The sequence below is a fragment of the Mycobacterium lacus genome (assembly GCF_010731535.1).
Taxonomy (GTDB): domain Bacteria; phylum Actinomycetota; class Actinomycetes; order Mycobacteriales; family Mycobacteriaceae; genus Mycobacterium; species Mycobacterium lacus.
In genome coordinates this window covers 3,525,043-3,542,929 of record NZ_AP022581.1, presented here as the reverse complement: position 1 = coordinate 3,542,929, position 17,887 = coordinate 3,525,043, and the positions used below count along the sequence as shown (strand labels likewise).

General features: G+C 65.5%; 8 protein-coding genes, 3 pseudogenes and 1 riboswitch. Of the genes and pseudogenes, 4 read left to right on the top strand and 7 right to left on the bottom strand.

Translation table 11 applies throughout. The annotated features are described in order from the left end of the window. Window positions 1-587: 587 nt before the first annotated feature. Window positions 588-1,982 (bottom strand): annotated as a pseudogene (locus tag G6N24_RS16215) (IS1380 family transposase). A gap of 121 nt (window positions 1,983-2,103) precedes the next feature. Between G6N24_RS16215 and G6N24_RS16210 the strand changes: the two are divergent. Next, complete coding sequence (locus G6N24_RS16210; protein ID WP_085162497.1) at window positions 2,104-7,836, top strand: PPE domain-containing protein; 5,733 nt, start codon at window positions 2,104-2,106, stop codon at window positions 7,834-7,836. 367 nt (window positions 7,837-8,203) lie between these two features. On the opposite strand, the gene G6N24_RS16205 is transcribed toward G6N24_RS16210, so the two are convergent. Genes G6N24_RS16205 through G6N24_RS16195 form a run of 3 tightly spaced genes read right to left on the bottom strand, consistent with a single transcriptional unit; the run spans window position 8,204 to window position 11,444 of the window. Continuing rightward, a complete protein-coding gene (locus G6N24_RS16205; RefSeq protein ID WP_085162496.1) occupies window positions 8,204-8,935 on the bottom strand; it encodes a class I SAM-dependent methyltransferase in 732 nt (243 codons plus the stop codon). Further along, a complete protein-coding gene (gene metX / locus G6N24_RS16200; protein ID WP_085162495.1) occupies window positions 8,932-10,065 on the bottom strand; it encodes a homoserine O-acetyltransferase MetX in 1,134 nt (377 codons plus the stop codon). The genes G6N24_RS16205 and metX overlap by 4 nt, the downstream gene beginning before the upstream one ends. Continuing rightward, the gene (locus tag G6N24_RS16195) at window positions 10,062-11,444 is read right to left on the bottom strand and encodes a bifunctional o-acetylhomoserine/o-acetylserine sulfhydrylase (RefSeq protein ID WP_085162494.1); all 1,383 of its coding nucleotides are present in this window, start codon (window positions 11,442-11,444) and stop codon (window positions 10,062-10,064) included. The genes metX and G6N24_RS16195 overlap by 4 nt, the downstream gene beginning before the upstream one ends. A 169-nt stretch (window positions 11,445-11,613) precedes the next feature. Next, window positions 11,614-11,734: riboswitch (SAM riboswitch) on the bottom strand. A gap of 108 nt (window positions 11,735-11,842) precedes the next feature. On the opposite strand from G6N24_RS16195, the gene G6N24_RS16190 reads away from it, so the two are divergent. Further along, on the top strand, window positions 11,843-13,069 hold the full coding sequence (locus G6N24_RS16190) for an NADP-dependent isocitrate dehydrogenase (protein ID WP_085162493.1): 1,227 nt from the start codon (window positions 11,843-11,845) through the stop codon (window positions 13,067-13,069). Window positions 13,070-13,136: 67 nt separating this feature from the next. Here the strand turns inward: G6N24_RS16190 and G6N24_RS16185 are convergent, their stop codons facing one another. Then, on the bottom strand, window positions 13,137-13,979 hold the full coding sequence (locus G6N24_RS16185; protein WP_163745647.1) for an alpha/beta fold hydrolase: 843 nt from the start codon (window positions 13,977-13,979) through the stop codon (window positions 13,137-13,139). 174 nt (window positions 13,980-14,153) lie between these two features. Continuing rightward, a pseudogene (locus G6N24_RS25900) lies at window positions 14,154-14,219 on the bottom strand (hypothetical protein); the annotation flags it as partial. Window positions 14,220-14,401: 182 nt separating this feature from the next. Here G6N24_RS25900 and trpS point away from each other — a divergent pair. Beyond that, window positions 14,402-15,421, top strand: a complete 1,020-nt coding sequence (trpS, locus tag G6N24_RS16175; RefSeq protein WP_085162491.1) for a tryptophan--tRNA ligase — start codon at window positions 14,402-14,404, stop codon at window positions 15,419-15,421. A gap of 9 nt (window positions 15,422-15,430) precedes the next feature. Then, window positions 15,431-16,294 (top strand): annotated as a pseudogene (yhjD, locus tag G6N24_RS16170) (inner membrane protein YhjD); the annotation flags it as partial. Between the two features lie 395 nt (window positions 16,295-16,689). Here the strand turns inward: yhjD and G6N24_RS16165 are convergent. Then, a complete protein-coding gene (locus tag G6N24_RS16165; RefSeq protein ID WP_085162489.1) occupies window positions 16,690-17,772 on the bottom strand; it encodes a PPE family protein in 1,083 nt (360 codons plus the stop codon). Window positions 17,773-17,887: the final 115 nt, after the last annotated feature.

The window sequence follows — 17,887 nt, the reverse complement described above, 5'->3', positions numbered from 1 at the left end:
AGAGCGGCCACGATACCGCAGCCAGAAATCAGGGTGAATGTGCACTTTGCATCGTTTATTGGTCCTGCTTTGGTTGTTTTGCCCTTGGGCCGCGGCTATGTGAGGAGGATCATCGGCGCCAAACCGCGCTGCATGCGTCCGGCGTAGTTGGTTGCTGCGCTCGCCTGTCTCCAATTGGCAGCTGGGAGCTTTGATTTGGGTTGCCGGGAGGAGGCAGATGTCGTTTGTCATCGCTGCGTGGGAGATGCGGACGGCGGCATGGGATTTGGCGGGTACCAATTCGCAAATTGGCGCAATGGGGTTACCCGAATCGCCTGCGCTCGCCGATTTGCGGTGAGACGATGATGTCCGTTACGCCTGCTGAGAGGTAAGGGCGGTTGAGTTTTCAGGTATTGCCCCCCGAGATCAACTCCGCATTAACCTCGATTTTTCGCGCTGCTTGATGGGTGGGGTGTGAGCGGGGTTCTGGCCGGCTGGTGACGCCGATTCTGGCAGGTGGGTGCGACAGGTCGCCGGCTGTCGTGCCGGTGGGCGGGCTTCCTGGGGGCCGGGGTCTTTCGTCTGGTCGGGTCAGGGAGGTCGGGTGGTTAGGTGAAGGCGGCGCGGATGCGAATCCAGGCGGCGGTGATGGCCTTGGCCCAGCGCCAGGTGGCGTCGATGCGCAGGCGAACCTGGCGGGCGCCGCGGGTGATGCGGGCGGCCACGTGCAGCACCCGGTAGCGGAAGGCGGCGATCTCGCAGCGCGCCAGGTCCGGGTCCTCGGTGAAGCCGATCAGTTTGGTCCAGGCGATCAGATCGGTGGCTGCCAGGACGATTTCAAGCCAGGCGGCATTGGCGTCAAAAGCACTGAACGGTAGATTCCGCAGGCCGGTGGCTTTGGCTTGGCGGATGCGGTCTTCCACCCGGGCGTGTTGGCGGTGGCGCAACTCCAGGCCGGCCAGCTGGCCGGGGATGGCCCCGTCGGCGGTGTCGGTGAGAAACCCGGTGACCCGGTGGCCGTCAGAATCGGTGAACCGCAACTGGGCGCCGGGGTGCGGGCGCTCCTTGCGTAGGACCAACCGCGTGCCGGCCGGCCAAGCCGACAGATCCACCAGATCGGTGGCCTCGGCGACCAGGCGCCGTCGCGGATGGCGCCGTCGGTGTCGATGGCCGGATACCAGGCATCGGCGTCGTTGAGGATCTCGACAGCGTTTTGCACGCGGGAGTCGATGACCGCGCCCAAGGAGAACCCCACGTGCGCGGTACGGCAGGCCGCGGCGAACCCGTAGGTGGCCCCGGCCGAATCCGAGCGGATCAACACCGCCGGCCCGTCGGGGTTGTCCGGGTCGGGACGGTAGGCCGCCGGTAGCGATTCCAGCGCCTGCTCAAGAACGGTGATGTGGTCGGCGGTGGTGTTCGAGCCGGCGTTGCCTGCGCGCAGCAACCCGGCCAAGGCCTCCCCGGCGGCGATGTCGGGACGGTCCAAAAACACCAGCAGCGGGTGGAATCCGAAGGTTTTCTTCCAGGTCGCTGCCGCGTTTTCCTTGTTGTCGGAATGATCAACGCAGATGGTGGCATCGACATCCAGGTGCAGCCACCCACCGTGCTCGGGGGCCGCCCCGGCCGCCCACGCCTGGGCGCGGGCATGCGCGGGCCGCCCGAATCCCCGGCAGATGCGCGGCGTCGATGCGCTCATCAACCAACCGCCACAGCGTGCTCGTCGAGGCCACCGGCCCGAACGCCTGCTGGCGGTCACCCCACAATGCGCCGACCGAATCGATGCAGTCCGCGCCGTCGGCCACCGCCGCGGCCAGATCAGCGAACACCACCCCGGGTGCATGCATCCACGGCCCCCGGTAGGTATCGGCCAACACGGCTGTGACCTGCGACGACAGCCCGGTCAGATCGGCGACCTCCCGCAGCATGCCCACCCCGGCATGCGACACGACACCGGCACCGTCGGCTGATACTTTCACCCGCGGACCCGCTGCGCTACCGTTCACTTAGAAAGTGCCTCCCCGCTGGATACTGACGACTTGAAGAAACCTCATTATCCATTGCAGGACAGGCACTTTCGCTAACTCAACACCGTGTCACGCACAGTTTCGCGAAAAATCCGGGTTAATGTATGGCGGTGCGGGGTCGGGGCCGTTGTTGGCGGCGGCGACGGCCTGGGATGGACTGGCCGCTGAGCTGGGGTCGGCGGCGGTCTCGTTCGGGTCGGTGACCTCGGGCTTGGTGGGTGGGTCTTGGCAGGGTCCGTCGGCGGCGGCGATGGCGGCCGCGGCCGCCCCGTATGCCGGGTGGCTGAGCGTGGCGGCGGCCTCGGCCGAGTCGGCGGCCGGGCAGGCCCGGGCGGTGGTGGGGGTGTTCGAGGCGGCGTTGGCCGCGATGGTGGACCCGCTGGTGGTCGCGGCCAACCGGTCTGAGTTGGTGGCGCTGGCGTTGTCGAATCTGTTCAAGCAGAACACCTTGTCGATCGCGGCCGCCGAGGCCGAGTACGAGCTGATGTGGGCCCAGGATGTGGCCGCGATGGCCGGTTACCATGGCGGCGCGTCGGCGGCCGCCGCGGCGTTGCCGTCCTTTCCGTTGTTGCCGGGTCTGGTCAATAGTGTCAACGCGGCGCTGAGCGCGATCAACTCCTCGGCCAAGGTACTGCAGCTCAACGCGGGCTTGGGCAACGTCGGCAACTACAACATAGGCTCAGGAAATGTCGGGGACTTTAACCTGGGTGCGGCCAACGTCGGTGCGCAGAACCTGGGCCTCGGGAACATCGGCAACGGGAATTTCGGATTCGGCAATGTCGGCAACGGCAATTACGGATTCGGCAACTCGGGTCTGGGTTTGCTCCCGGGTATTGGCAATATCGGGTTGGGCAACGCCGGCAGCAACAACTTCGGTTTCGCGAATATGGGCACCGGCAACATCGGTCTTGCCAACACGGGTAACAACAACTTCGGTCTCGGGCTCACCGGTGACAACCTGACCGGTATTGGGACCCTGAACTCCGGTACCGGCAATATCGGATTGTTCAATTCGGGGACCGGCAACGTCGGCTTCTTCAATTCGGGGACCGGGAATTTCGGGTTGTTCAACTCGGGTAGCTACAACACCGGTGTCGGTAATTCGGGGACGGCCAGTACCGGGTTGTTCAATGCCGGCGGATTCAACACCGGTGTGGCCAATGCCGGCAGTTACAACACGGGCAGCTTCAATACGGGCAGCTTCAACACCGGCGGTTTCAACCCGGGCAACACCAACACGGGCTGGCTGAACACCGGTGACACCAACACCGGCATTGCGAACTCGGGCAATGTGAACACCGGCGCCTTCATCAGGGGCAACTACAGCAACGGCATGCTGTGGGTGGGCGACTATCAGGGCCTGTTCGGCTCCTCCGCCGGATATGCGATTCCGCCAATCCCTATCGGACTTAGTCTCAACGGCGGCATCGGCCCCATCACCATCTTGCCGATCCAGATTCTTCCCACCATTCCGCTCAACATTCACCAAACCTTCTACCTCGGCCCGCTGGTCGTTCCGGACATCGTTATTCCCGCATTCGGCGGGGGGACCGGCATACCCATCAGCATCGGGCCGCTGACCATCTCGCCCATTAAACTGTTTGCGGCACAGAGTTTCAATGCGACTTTCCCCATCGGCCCCTTTAGTTTGGGTAGCAACACGGGGCTCCCAGGGGTCATCGAAATCCCCGAAATGAGAACCGTATCCAGCGCTGGGACTTCCGTGGTCGGCCCCATCCGTATCAACACGAACATTCCCGCAATCCCCTTAGCCGTCACCTGGAATACCCCGGCCGTCACGCTCTTCCCGAATGGCATCAGTGTTCCCAATAATCCACTCGCGCTGCTCGCCAGTGTGTCGATCAGCACTCCGGGCGTCACCATTCCGGGCTTCAGCATTCCCGCGCAGCCATTGCCCCTGACGATCAACATAGATGGCCAGATTGACGGCTTCAGCACCCCGGCGATCACCATTGACCGAATCCCGCTTAACGTCGGGGGCGGCATCACCGTCGGTCCCATCGCGATCCAGGGCATTCACATCCCGGCGGGCCCGGGCTTCGGGAACACCACAGCCACGCCATCGTCGGGCTTCTTCAACACCGGTGCGGGTGGGGTGTCGGGGTTCGGCAACTTCGGCTCGGGCGTGTCGGGCTGGTGGAACCAGGCGCCGAGCGCGGTGCTGGGGGCCGGCTCTGGCTATGCCAACGCCGGCGCGCTGGGCTCCGGTGTGCTGAACTTCGGTTCGGGTGTGTCGGGGCTGTACAACACCAGCGCGCTGCCCCTTGGGACGCCGGCGTTGGTCTCGGGCCTCGGCAATATCGGCCAGCAGTTGTCGGGGTTGTTGTCCGCGGGCTCCGATCTGAATCGGACCTTGATCGCCAATGTCGGGTTGGCCGATGTGGGCAACTACAATCTCGGGTTCGGCAACGTCGGGGACTTCAACCTGGGTGCGGCCAACGTCGGCGGATCCAACCTGGGGTTGGGCAACCTCGGCAGTGGCAACGTCGGATTCGGCAACGTGGGCCAGGGCAACCTCGGGTTCGGCAACTCGGGCCTCGGCGTGGGCTCGCCGGGCAACGGCAATATCGGGTTGGGTAATGCCGGCGGCGGCAACTTCGGCTTCGCCAACCTGGGTGTGGGCAATATCGGGTTCGGCAACACCGGCAATGGGAATATCGGGATCGGTTTGACCGGGGACAACCTGACCGGTATTGGCGGGCTGAATTCCGGCGCCGGCAATATCGGGTTGTTCAACTCGGGCACCGGTAATGTCGGGTTCTTCAATAGCGGGACCGGGAACTGGGGTATCGGCAACTCGGGTAGTTACAACACCGGCGTTGGTAACTCGGGCATTGCGAGCACCGGGTTCTTCAACGCTGGTTATTTCAACACCGGTCTGGCCAATGCCGGTAGTTATAACACGGGCAGCTTCAACGCCGGTGACACCAATACCGGTGCTTTCAACCCCGGCAACGTCAACACCGGCTGGTTTAACACCGGCAACTCCAATACCGGCGTCGCCAACGCCGGCAACGTCGACACGGGCGCGTTCATGTCGGGCGACTTCAGCAACGGCCTGCTGTGGCGGGGCACCCACGAGGGCCTGTTCGGCCTATACCTTGGGCCCACGATTTCGCAATTCCCCATCACCGCTCACGCAACCGGCGGCATCGGCCCACTCCACGTCGCGCCCGTCCCGGTTCCCGCGCTCCACTTCACGATCACCAATGCAAACGTCGCCCTGGGCCCCTTCACCATCCCACCCATCACCGTTCCCACAATCCCCATCCAGGTGGTGGGATCCGTTGGTCTAGGGCAAAACGCCATTTCGGCTATCAACGCCCTTGCCCCCCTCGCCGGCTCGATACACCTCGCTCTCAATTCGTTCAGCCTCGGCAACCCGTTCATCGAGGTTAAGCAGTTCCTCATGGCCGACGGCAGCTTCCTCAAGAACATCAAACTCGTTAGCCCAGTGGTTTCCGGTCCCACCGCTGGCAATCCAATTCCGGTGTCCGTTACCTTCGCTACCTCCACCGTGACCGTCTTCCCGGATGGCTTCACCATTCCCGCCCAAACCCCGGTAACTCTGAGCTTGGCCGGCGGCAACGACCCGTTCACCTTCTTCCCGGGTGGGGTCACATTTCCGCAAGCTTCGGCGGGGGTCACCAACCTTTCCGGCGGCCTCGACGCCTTCACCCTGCTGCCCAACGGCTTCACGATCAACACGGTTCCGGCGACCTTCGACGGCACCATGTTTGTTGGTCCTATCCAGATCCCGCTCGTCAACATTCCGCCGACGCCGGGCTTTGGGAACACGACCACCGTCCCGTCGTCGGGCTTCTTCAACGCCGGTGCGGGTGGGGTGTCGGGTTGGGGGAACTTCGGGTCGGGGGTGTCGGGTTGGTGGAACCAGGCGTCGAGCGCGTTGGTGGGGGCGGGTTCGGGCTACTTCAACGTTGGCTCGTTGCACTCGGGTGTGCTGAATGTGGGCTCGGGCATCTCGGGGTTCTACAACACCAGCGTGCTGCCGTTGGGGTCGCCGGCGGTGGTCTCGGGCCTCGGCAACGTCGGCCAGCAGTTGTCGGGCTTGTTGGCGGCGGGGACCGTGCTGAACCAGGGCAGCAGCATCGTCAACCTGGGGGTGGCCGATGTGGGCAGGTTCAACCTCGGGTTCGGCAACGTGGGGGACTTCAACCTGGGTGCGGCCAACGTCGGTGGGTCCAACCTGGGGTTGGGCAACCTGGGCGGCGGCAACCTCGGGTTCGGCAATATCGGCGACGGCAACCTCGGGTTGGGCAACTCGGGTTGGGGCAATGTGGGGTTCGGCAATGCCGGCGGCGGCAACTACGGGTTGGGGAACGCCGGCGTGGGCAACATCGGGTTTGCCAATACCGGCCGCAACAACATCGGGATCGGGCTGACCGGCGACGACCTGACCGGTATCGGCGCCCTGAACTCCGGTGTCGGCAATATCGGGTTGTTCAACTCGGGCACCGGCAACGTGGGGTTCTTCAACACCGGGACCGGGAACTTCGGTTTGTTCAACTCGGGTAGCTACAACACCGGCATCGGGAACTCCGGGGTGGCCAGCACCGGGTTGTTCAATGCCGGCAATTTCAACACCGGTGTGGCCAACACCGGTTGGTACAACACGGGCAGTTTCAACGCGGGCGACACCAACACCGGCGGCTTCAACCCGGGCGACACCAACACCGGCTGGTTCAACACCGGTGTGGCCAACACCGGGGTGTTCAACGCGGGCAACGTCGACACCGGCGCCTTCATGACCGGCAACTACAGCAACGGCCTCTTGTGGCGGGGCAACTACCAAGGCCTGGCCGGCTTCGCCCTGGGATACACCATTCCCCAATTCCCCGCCGTGGGCGCCGACGTCACCGGCGGGGTGGGCCCCATCACCGTGCTACCGCCCATCCATATCCCCTCAATTCCGTTGGGCTTCACCGCAATCGGCGACATCGGTCCAGTCAACATCCCGGACGTCCCCATCCCCTCAATCCACCTGAGCCTCGACCCCGCCGTCAACGTCGGCACGATCACCGTCGACCCCATCACCATCACCACCCCGGCCATAACGCTCAATGTTGGGGTAGGGGCCAGCCAAAGTACCTCCGGAGGGGGGTCAGAGGTTTGGCTCAAGGCCAGCTTCCTTCCAGCCGGGATTCGGCTCAGCGAGGCCACCGGCCCGGGAGCGGTCTCCACCCAGCAGGGCTACAACCTGGCGCCCATCAACATCGCCCCCGCGACGGCGACCATTCCGGGATTCACCATCCCGATCGACCCCATCGACATCGGCCTGCCGTTGTCGCTCACCGTTCCGGGCTTCACCATCCCGGGCGGCACGCTCATCCCCCAACTGCCGCTAGGCCTCGGGTTGTCCGGCGGCACCCCGGCCTTCGACATCCCGCCCATCGTCATCGACCGGATCCCGCTGGAACTGCACGCGGCCACCACCATCGGCCCGATCAACATCCCGATCTTCGGGTTCGGGGGGACCCCGGGCTTTGGCAACTCGACCACCCTGCCGTCGTCGGGCTTCTTCAACGCCGGCGGCGGTGGCGGTTCGGGCTTCTGGAACTCCGGCTCGGCCATGTCGGGCTTGCTCAACGCGATGTCGGATCCGCTGCTCGGGTCGGCCTCGGGCTACTTCAACTTCGGCACGCAGCTATCAGGCGTACTGAACCGCGGCGCCGGCATCTCGGGTGTGTACAACGTGGGAACACTTGGCCTGATGGTGCCGGCCGTCGTCTCGGGCCTCAACAATATCGGCCAGCAGCTGTCGGGCCTGCTTTTCACGGGCATAGGTCCGTAGCCGGTTTCAGGCGTTAGCCCGGCGCGTCGGTGACCACGCAGGGCGCGCGGCGATAGGTCGCGGGCACGAACCCGGACTCGACCCTAGAGCCAAGCCCACGATAACGCCGGCTGCGGCGCCCAGGGATGCAGCCGCGCGCGGGCTTGGCCGCCCGAGGCATAGGTGAACGCCCCGGATGGCAGAGGTGCCGCGCGACCGACCATCGGGCGATTCTTGACCGCGATGGCGCCGGCGATATCGCATTCGTGGATCGCCTAATCCTAATGTCGGGGACGGTACTCACGTGACTCACGTGAGTACCGTCCCCGGCCATTCCACGCCGGTGGGATACCTCAACGCCGCCGACCCGCCACCCGGCGAACTCCGATCAAGACAATGTCGCCCGCACGCACACCGTAACGTACGGCAGCGCAAGGCCGTTGGCGTTCGCCAGCGCGGGATGGGTGGCCAGCAACTCGCGCACCCGGTCGAGCGTCTTGGTGCGAACCTCGTCCGGCGACGTGATGCAATACGTACGCGAGGCCACCAGGTCGATGAGGGCTTGCGGTGTCAGGTAATTCGTCCACTCGACCTGATGGCGCGCCATCTCGGTGAACGGCTCGGGCAGCGTCACCTTGTCGCGGACCGGATCGCCGTCGCGGCCGATGATCTGACCCAACTCGCGCACCCAGCCGAGCCGTTCGTCGCGCGTGTTCCACACCAGGCCCAGCCTCCCGCCCGGCCGCAGCACGCGGGCCACCTCGGGAATCGCTCGCGCGGGATCCACCCAGTGCCACGCCTGGGCGACCAGCACCGCGTCAACGCTGTTGTCCTCCAACGGAATCTCTTCGGCGGTGCCCAGCAGCGCGGGGGTTTCCGGCAGCGAGGTGCGCAGCACTTCCAGCATCTCGGGGATGGGGTCGACGGCCACCACGTCCAGGCCGCGTTCGACCAGCCGGGTGGTCAGCTTGCCGGTGCCCGCGCCCAGGTCGAGTACGTTGCGCGCCGTTTGCGGCAACAGCCAGTCGATTGCCTCCGGCGGATACGACGGGCGGCCCCGCTCGTAGGCGGCGGCCGCCGAGCCGAAGGACAGGGAGCGGTCACGCCTCGAGCGGGTCACCGCGCGCCGTCGCTATCCGCCAACTCGAGGGTCGCCCGAATCAAGTCGCCGACCGCCTTGGATTCCACCAGGAAGCCGTCGTGGCCGTAGATGGATTCGACGACCCGCAGCCCGCTGCAACCGGGCAACAGCTCGGCCAACTCCTCTTGCAAGCGCAGCGGGTAGAGCCGGTCGGAGGTGATGCCACCGACCACCACCGGTACCGGGCACCCGCGCAGCGCCGCGCTGACCCCGCCGCGGCCGCGGCCGACGTCGTGGCTGTTCAACGCCTCGGTCAAAATCACGTAGCTGCCGGCGTCAAACCGCGACAACAGCTTTTCGCCCTGGTGTTCCAGATAGCTCTGCACCGCGTAGCGGCCGCCATTCGCCGGATCCTCGTTACCCTGTCTGTCGTTGGCAAACCGGGTGTCGAGCTCGAGCTCGCCGCGGTAGGTCAGGTGCGCGAACCGGCGCGCCGTCGTCAAGCCGTTGTCCGGCGCCCGCCCTGTCTCGTAATAGTCGCCGTTCTGCCAGTTCGGGTCGGACTTGATCGCCGCGATCTGGGTTGTCTGGGTGCCGATTTGGTCGGCGGTGGCACGTGCGCCGACCGCAAGCAGCAATCCGGCCCGCACTCGGTCCGGGTGACCGATCACCCATTCCAGCGCCCGGGCGCCGCCCATGGATCCGCCGACGACGGCGGCGACGTCGGTGATGCCCAGGGCGGCCAGGGCGGCGATATCCGCCTCCACTTGGTCGCGCACCGATATCAGCGGAAACCTTGAGCCCCAGGGCTTTCCGTCGCGGGCGAGCGAGCTGGGTCCGGTGGACCCACGGCAACCGCCCAGCACGTTGGTGGCCACCGCGCACCAGCGGTCGGTGTCGATCGGCGCGCCCGGCCCGGCCACGCCGTCCCACCAGCCGGGTGTGGGGTGCCCCGGTCCGGCGGGTCCGGTGATGTGCGAGTCGCCGGTGAGCGCATGCAACACCACCACCACGTTGTCGCGCGCGGGCGACAACTCGCCCCAGCGCTGCACGGCGATACACACGTCGTCGATCACCGCGCCGCTTTCCAGCGTCAGCGAGCCGATGTCGATGATGCCGATCTCGCCTTCGGCGGGCAGCCGCTCGGTGGGAACCTCGGAGATCGTCATGTCAGAACCCGCCCCCCCGCCGCCGCGGCCCGTGGGTCGCCGCCGGCAGGGCGTGCGGAGGCGCTGTATGCCCGGGCCGCGGCGAAACCGAGCTCCAGGTCGGCCAGGATGTCGTCGATGCCCTCGAGGCCGACGGCCAGCCGCACCAGGCCCGGGCTGACACCGGTGGACAGCTGCTCCGCGGGGCTCAGCTGGGCGTGGGTCGTCGACGCCGGGTGGATCACCAGCGAGCGCACGTCACCGATGTTGGCGACGTGACTGTGCAGCTTCAGCGCGTTCACGAACGCCTTCCCAGCCTCCACGCCGCCGGCCAGCTCGAAAGCCAGGACGGCCCCGGTTCCCTTGGGCGCCAACTTCTTTGCCCGTTTGTGCCACGGCGAACTGGGCAGGCCCGCATAGTTGACCGACAACACGTCGTCACGGGCCGCCAAGAACTCGGCGACGCGCTGCGCGTTGGCCACATGCCTCTCCACCCGCAAACTCAGCGTCTCCAGACCCTGGGCCACCAGGAAGGCGTTGAATGGCGAAGCCGCCGACCCATAATCACGCAGCAGTTGCACGCGCGCCTTGAGGGCAAAAGCCGGAGGTCCGAGCTCGGCAAACACCACACCGTGGTAGCTGGGATCGGGCGTGGTGAATCCGGGGAAGCGGCCCTGTGTCCAGTCGAAGGTGCCGCCGTCGACGATCACACCCGCGATCGCGGCGCCGTGCCCGCCCAGATATTTGGTGGCCGAGTGCACCACGATGTCGGCGCCCTGTGCGATCGGCTGTATCAGGTAGGGCGTCGCGATGGTGTTGTCGACGATCAGCGGTATCCCGTTGCGGTGGGCGACCTCGGCGACGCCGGGGGTGTCCAGCAGGTCGATCTGCGGATTGGAGATGGTCTCGCCGTAGAACGCCTTCGTGTTGGGCCGCACCGCCGCCTGCCAGCAGTCCAAATCGTCGGGATCGTCGATGAAGCTGACGTCGATGCCGATCTTGGCCAGCGAATAGTGGAACAGGTTATAGGTACCGCCGTACAGGCGCGGGCTGGACACGATATGGTCGCCCGCACCGGCCAGGTTCAGGATTGCGAACGTCTCCGCGGCTTGCCCGGACGACAGGAACAGCGCGGCCACGCCACCCTCGAGCGCCGCGATGCGCTGTTCGACGACGTCGGTCGTCGGGTTGCCGATCCGGGTGTAGATGTTGCCCGGAACCTCGAGCCCGAACAGGGCGGCGGCGTGCGCGGTGTCGTCGAAGGTGTACGACGTGGTCGCATAGATCGGCAGGGCACGCGCGTTCGTGGTCGGGTCCGGTCGCTGGCCGGCGTGGATTTGTTTGGTTTCGAACGACCAATGCGCGGTCGGATCGCTGTCGGTGCTGCTATCGGCGCTCATGAGGTGCTTTCTGCTCGAATATGGGCTCGAAATGGATGACGTCTGACGACGTCAACGGGCGGCCATCGGCTAGCAGCGACACCAGCGACAACAAATGAGCGCCAGCCCGATCTGGGTGATGAAGTGCGCATCACGGTATCCCTGTCAGCTCAGGGGGCCCGTCATGGCGGACCCGCGCTTGCCGCGTAGCCGGCTGCGGCTACTCAACCTGGTCATCACCCGGGGCACCCCACCGCGGTTGGAGGGTTGCCGGCCAGCAAGCCGGGGCTTGAACGCTGGCGCTCATGACCGACCTGCAGCCTATCGCATGGTGGCCAGTCGATGCCAATTTGCCCGCTGAAGGCTCCTAGTACTCTGGCCTCACGAGCAACGAAGGACCTGGAGGGACTGCCGCGCAGATGTCCAATGAACCCAAGATCAAAGTCATGGGCCCGGTCGTAGAGCTCGACGGTGACGAGATGACCCGCGTCATCTGGAAGCTCATCAAGGACATGTTTATCCTTCCTTACCTCGACATCAACCTGGAGTACTACGACCTGGGCATCGAGAACCGCGACCGCACCGACGACCAGGTAACGATCGACGCCGCCTATGCCATCAAGAGGCACGGCGTTGGCGTGAAGTGCGCGACGATCACCCCGGACGAAGCGCGCGTCCAGGAATTCAACCTGAAGAGGATGTGGCTGTCGCCCAACGGCACGATCCGAAACATCCTGGGCGGCACGATTTTCCGCGAGCCGATCGTAATTTCCAATGTGCCGCGGCTGGTTCCGGGCTGGACCAAGCCAATCGTCATCGGCCGCCACGCTTTTGGTGACCAGTACCGGGCGACGAACTTCAAGGTCGACCAACCGGGCACCGTCACACTGACTTTCACTCCATCCGACGGCAGCGAGCCGATCGTGCACGAGATGGTGTCCATCCCCGAGGACGGCGGTGTCGTGATGGGGATGTACAACTTCAAGGAATCCATCCAGGATTTCGCGCGCGCGTCGTTCTCCTATGGCCTGAACGCGAAATGGCCGGTGTACCTGTCGACCAAGAACACCATCCTCAAGGCCTACGACGGCATGTTCAAAGACGAGTTCCAGCGCATCTACGAAGAGGAGTTCAAGGATGAGTTCGAAGCCGCCGGGCTGACCTACGAGCATCGGCTGATCGACGACATGGTCGCCGCGTGCCTGAAGTGGGAGGGCGGCTACGTCTGGGCCTGCAAGAACTACGACGGCGACGTCCAGTCCGATACCGTCGCACAGGGCTACGGCTCGCTGGGGTTGATGACGTCGGTGCTGATGACGGCCGACGGGCGCACGGTCGAGGCCGAAGCCGCGCACGGCACGGTCACCCGGCACTTCCGGCAGTACCAGGCCGGCAAACCGACCTCGACGAACCCGATCGCCTCGATCTTCGCGTGGACCCGCGGCCTGGCGCACCGCGGCAAGCTGGACAACACCCCGGAGGTGATCGACTTCGCCCACACGCTGGAGTCCGTCGTCATCGCCACCGTCGAGAGCGGAAAAATGACCAAGGACCTCGCCATCCTCATCGGTCCCGAGCAGGAGTGGCAGAACAGCGAGGAATTCCTCGAATCGATCGCCGAGAACCTGGAAAGGGAGCTGACCTAGCCGAGCAGACGCAAAGGCCCCCGAAAATGCACATTTTCGGGGGCCTTTGCGTCTGCTCGCGCGTGAGCTAACTCGCCGGTGGTTCGACGGCGCGCTGCGCCGGGCAGCATTCTTCGATGAAACTGGTGATGACCTCGGTGATGCGTTCCGGCGCCTCGTACATCGGAACGTGGCCCACATCGTCGAGCACGGTGACGCGATGGTCGTCCGGCAAGTGGGTGGTGAAATGCCGGCTGAACCGGGGTGCGGGGATTATTCGGTCCCTGCCGCAGATCACCAGATGCGCCGGCACGGCGTTCTGCGCGAGCTCCCGCAGGCCGTGCAACAGCAGCGCCTTGACCAGCAGCTGGAAGTAGGCGGGGCAGTGGGCGACGTCGTCGATGATGCCGAGCAGTTCGGCGTCGCTGACCCCATCTGGTGATGCGCTGATCGCGTAGGTGGCTAGCCGGCGGCTGAACGGCAGGCGCAACACCCGCGGCCCGAACAACCAAGCCAGCGCCATGAGCGGAATGCCCAGGACGAACTTGGCGATCACCTCGAACTTGGCCGGGCTCCATCGATGCCAGCCGCCCGCCGGGGCGATGCCGGTGACGCTGCGTGCCCGCCCCCGCCGCTCGAGCTCGAATGCGACCCAGCCGCCCAGCGAGTTACCGACGATGTGCGCGGTTTTCCAGCCCAGCTCGTCGAGTTGGCGTTCGACGTGGTCGGCCAGCACCGCGGAGGACAGAAACCAGGTGCCCGCGGACGGCCCGCCGTTGTGGCCGGCCATCGTCGGCGCGAACACCTCGTACCGGCCGGTGTCGGCCAATTGCCGGGCCACGTTCTCCCACACCGCCTGGGACAGCAGGAACGGGTGCAGCAGCAGGACCGGCTCTCCGGAGCCAAGGTGGATCGGTGGGCGAGGCGTCATCATAGCGCCGACACTAAAAGCGGTACCGCGGGTATCGCAAGCATGCCACTCCGTTGCCGGGTTCGGCCCCGCGACACACGGGATGGCTGACGCTAACCAGGGACATGGCTCCGGTTCATCGGTCGCCGCGGGCAGCACTCCGGTCGTCGGGGCCGCCCAGGCCGAAGTGGCCGCGCTGATCGCCAAGCCGATTCCGGCCAAATCCGTCGCCGCCGCCAACAGCGTGCGCCGCGCCGCCATCACACACGACATCGTGGCCCTCCCATCACCAGAGCTGGGGCGCGTAGGGGGAGTGAACGCGACATCGAGACGACCGCGGAGTCCGTTTCCACAAACTGCATTGGATGCTGCACTCGCGCGCAAGCCAGGCCCAGGGTGATGGTGCATGCATGCCGGTGCCAGCGTGAAATGATCGGGGCATCATGAGCACCGCTACCGGATCCCGCCGGATCTTTTCCGGCGTGCAGCCCACCTCCGACTCGCTTCACCTCGGTAACACGCTGGGTGCCGTTGCCCAGTGGGTCGACCTGCAGAATGACCACGACGCGTTCTTCTGCGTGGTCGACCTGCACGCGATCACCATCCCGCAGGATCCCGAGGCTCTTCGGCGACGTACCCTGGTCACCGCCGCGCAATACCTGGCGCTGGGCATCGATCCCGCTCGTGCCGCCATCTTTGTGCAGAGCCACGTGCCCGCCCACACGCAATTGGCGTGGGTGCTGGGCTGCTTCACCGGGTTTGGCCAGGCGTCCCGGATGACGCAGTTCAAAGACAAGTCGACACGTCAGGGCAGCGAGTCCACCACTGTTGGCCTGTTCACTTACCCGGTGTTGCAGGCGGCCGACGTGCTGGCCTACGACGCCGAGCTGGTGCCGGTGGGCGAGGATCAGCGGCAGCACCTGGAACTGGCGCGCGACGTCGCGCAGCGGTTCAACAGCCGGTTCCCCGGCACGCTGGTGGTTCCCGACGTGCTCATTCCCAAGGTCACCGCCAAGATCTACGACCTGCAAGACCCGACGTCGAAGATGAGCAAGTCGGCCTCCACCGATGCCGGGCTGATCAACCTGCTCGACGATCCGGCGTTGTCAGCCAAGAAGATTCGCTCGGCGGTGACCGACAGTGAACGTGAAATCCGGTATGACCCGGACGCCAAGCCCGGTGTATCGAACCTGCTGACCATCCAGTCGGCGGTCACCGGGATCGACATCGACAAGCTCGTCGAGGGCTATGCCGGGCACGGCTACGGCGACCTGAAGAAGGACACCGCGGAAGCCGTCGTCGAGTACGTCAACCCGATCAGGGCACGCGTCGAGGAATTAACCTGTGATCCAGCCGAATTGGAGGATGTTCTCGCCGCCGGAGCGCGGCGCGCCCAAGACGTGGCCGGCGAGACACTGCGGCGGGTCTACGCCCGGCTGGGCTTCCTTCCGGTGCGCGGGTAGCCATTACCCATGAGCAAACCGGACACACCAGGGGTCCTTGATGAGCTGCGGGCCGAGCACGGCTGGTTCGACCACGTCATGCGCGCCTTCGCGCGCTTCGGTGAGCGGAAAGGCAGTTTCTACGCGGCGGGCCTCGCCTACCACACGATCTTCGCGCTATTTCCGTTGCTGATGGTCGGTTTCGCAGTGGGCGGAATCGCGCTGTCGCGTCGTCCACAGCTACTGAGCACGATCGACGCACGCATCCGGTCCTCGGTATCCGCCGAGCTGGGGCAGCAGTTGGTCGACGTGGTGAATTCGGCGATCGCGGCCCGCATTTCGGTCGGCGCCATCGGGATGGTCACCGCGATCTGGGCGGGCCTGGGCTGGATGTGGCATTTGCGGGAAGCGCTGAGCGAGATGTGGGCACACCCGGTCGCCCCGACGGGCTATGTGCGCACCAAACTGTCGGACCTGGTGGCAATGGTGGGGACGTTCGCGGTGATCGCCGCCACCATCGCGCTCACCGCGCTCGCCCATGCGAGACCGATGGCCGCGGTGCTGAGATGGCTCGAAATACCTCAGTTTTCAGTGCTTGACCCGATTTTCCGAGGCGTTTCAGTGTTGGTTTCGGTGCTGGTGTCCTGGCTGCTATTCACCTGGATGATCGCCCGGTTGCCGCGGCAGTCGGTCGATTGGGTCACCTCGCTGCGGGCCGGGTTGATGGCTGCCGTCGGGTTTGAGTTGTTCAAGCAGCTGGGGGCGATTTACCTGGTGACGGTCCTGCGCAGTCCAGCGGGCGCGGCGTTCGGACCGGTGCTGGGCTTGATGGTGTTCTGGTTTGTGACGGCGTGGCTCATCCTGTTCGCGAGCGCATGGGCCGCGACGGCATCGGATGAGGATCCCCGGGCCAAGTCCGTCGAGCCCCCTGCACCCGCGATCATCGCGCCGCGGATACAGGTGGACGAGGGCTTGAGCCAGCGGCAGGCATTGACCGCGATGGGCGTGGGAGCCATTGGCGCGCTGGCGGTTTCGCGGTTCGCTCGCCTCCATGGGCGCAGTCGCTAGCTGGGGCGGTAGCGTTCGCCGGCCGGCCAATCGCCATGGCCGGTATCAGCCGGGTGCACCGGGAGTGCCCAACAGCGACGCGTTCGGCAGACTCTGCTCGGCGTTCGCAAGCTCGGTGCCCCGACACCACCCCGCGCCCGCGTTCAATGTCTGCACGAACTGGTCCTGAAACGCCGCTGCCGTGCTGAGGATTCTCTCGACTTGCCTTTGCAACTTCACCGTTATCCCACGGCCCCAAGCACATTCGACTCCCACGTGGCCGGCAGCATTGGCATCCGTGGACCAACACGAAGTTGGTCACCGGCCAACACCGTCAACCCGGAAGGCTTTGTGACGGCCCCCTTGCCGGCGGTCCCGGCAAATCCCAACGTGCCGGCACCACTTTCAGAAACCACGTCTGCCGTCTTCAAACCGTCGTCAACAGGCTCCGCATCCGCTGTCGACCGGTCCGCGAGGTACTGGCCAACGCCGATCGGCAAGGCAGTCGACAACGAAGTCGGCACCGCAATCACCGAGCCGGCCAGCACGAGCGGCGTTGCGATCGCGATGAACGGGGGAGCGAAGATGATCGCCAGGATCGCTATGACGATCGCGTAGGCGAGGATCAGGAGCGGCAAGACGAGCGTGATGACGATCGCGTAAGCGACGATTGCAAACAGCACCTCAAGCAAGATCAGAATGATCTGGATCAATATCACAATGATGATCGGGAGGTCCCCTAGCGTGGCGGGGATGGCCTGGACGGCGCTGGCCGCGCCAGCACCGGCTTTGAGCAATACCGGCGCCGGTGTGGTCTGTGGCGCCGAGGCCAGCGCTGCATCCGCGGCGGCCTCGTAGACGCTCATTGTGGTGGCGGCCTGGATCCACATCCGCACGTAGTCGGCCTCATTGAGCGCGATCGGGATCGTGTTGATCCCAAAGAAATTCGTCGCCACCAATGCCCCGTGTGTGGCGTGGTTCGCCGCCAATTCCGCCAGTGTCGGCATTGCCGCCAGTGCGCTGACATAAGCCGCCGCCGCGGCCTCATGCTGGGCGGCCAGCACCGCGCTGTGGGCACTGGCCCGCGTCAACCAGCCCACATACGGAACATGCGCGGCCACATAACTTTCGGCGCTGGGGCCCTGCCACGCTCCGGCTTGCACCCCGGCCAGCACCGCGGCGAGTTCTTCCGCCGCCGACGCGTATGTGGCGCTCAGCGCGGCGGACGCCGCAGCAGCCGACAGCAGCGAACCCGGACCCGGACCCGAACCGAGCAGCGCCGAATGTACCTCCGGCGGCGAGGCCAGCCAGATCGGCGCCGTCATCCCTGGCCACCTGCGTCGGCCAACGGCTCCGGCGCCACTCTGGCCGGCGCCCAACTTTCAGCAACCACTCGCAGCGTCACGACCGATCCCCTTCTGATCGCGTCTCGCGCACCCG

Coding starts and splice junctions, on each gene's coding strand:
- G6N24_RS16210 (WP_085162497.1), top strand. CDS start 2,104: ATGTATGGCGGTGCGGGGTCGGGGCCGTTGTTGGCGGCGGCGACGGCC.
- metX (WP_085162495.1), bottom strand. CDS start 10,065: ATGACGATCTCCGAGGTTCCCACCGAGCGGCTGCCCGCCGAAGGCGAG.
- G6N24_RS16195 (WP_085162494.1), bottom strand. CDS start 11,444: ATGAGCGCCGATAGCAGCACCGACAGCGATCCGACCGCGCATTGGTCG.
- G6N24_RS16190 (WP_085162493.1), top strand. CDS start 11,843: ATGTCCAATGAACCCAAGATCAAAGTCATGGGCCCGGTCGTAGAGCTC.
- G6N24_RS16185 (WP_163745647.1), bottom strand. CDS start 13,979: ATGACGCCTCGCCCACCGATCCACCTTGGCTCCGGAGAGCCGGTCCTG.
- trpS (WP_085162491.1), top strand. CDS start 14,402: ATGAGCACCGCTACCGGATCCCGCCGGATCTTTTCCGGCGTGCAGCCC.
- G6N24_RS16165 (WP_085162489.1), bottom strand. CDS start 17,772: ATGACGGCGCCGATCTGGCTGGCCTCGCCGCCGGAGGTACATTCGGCG.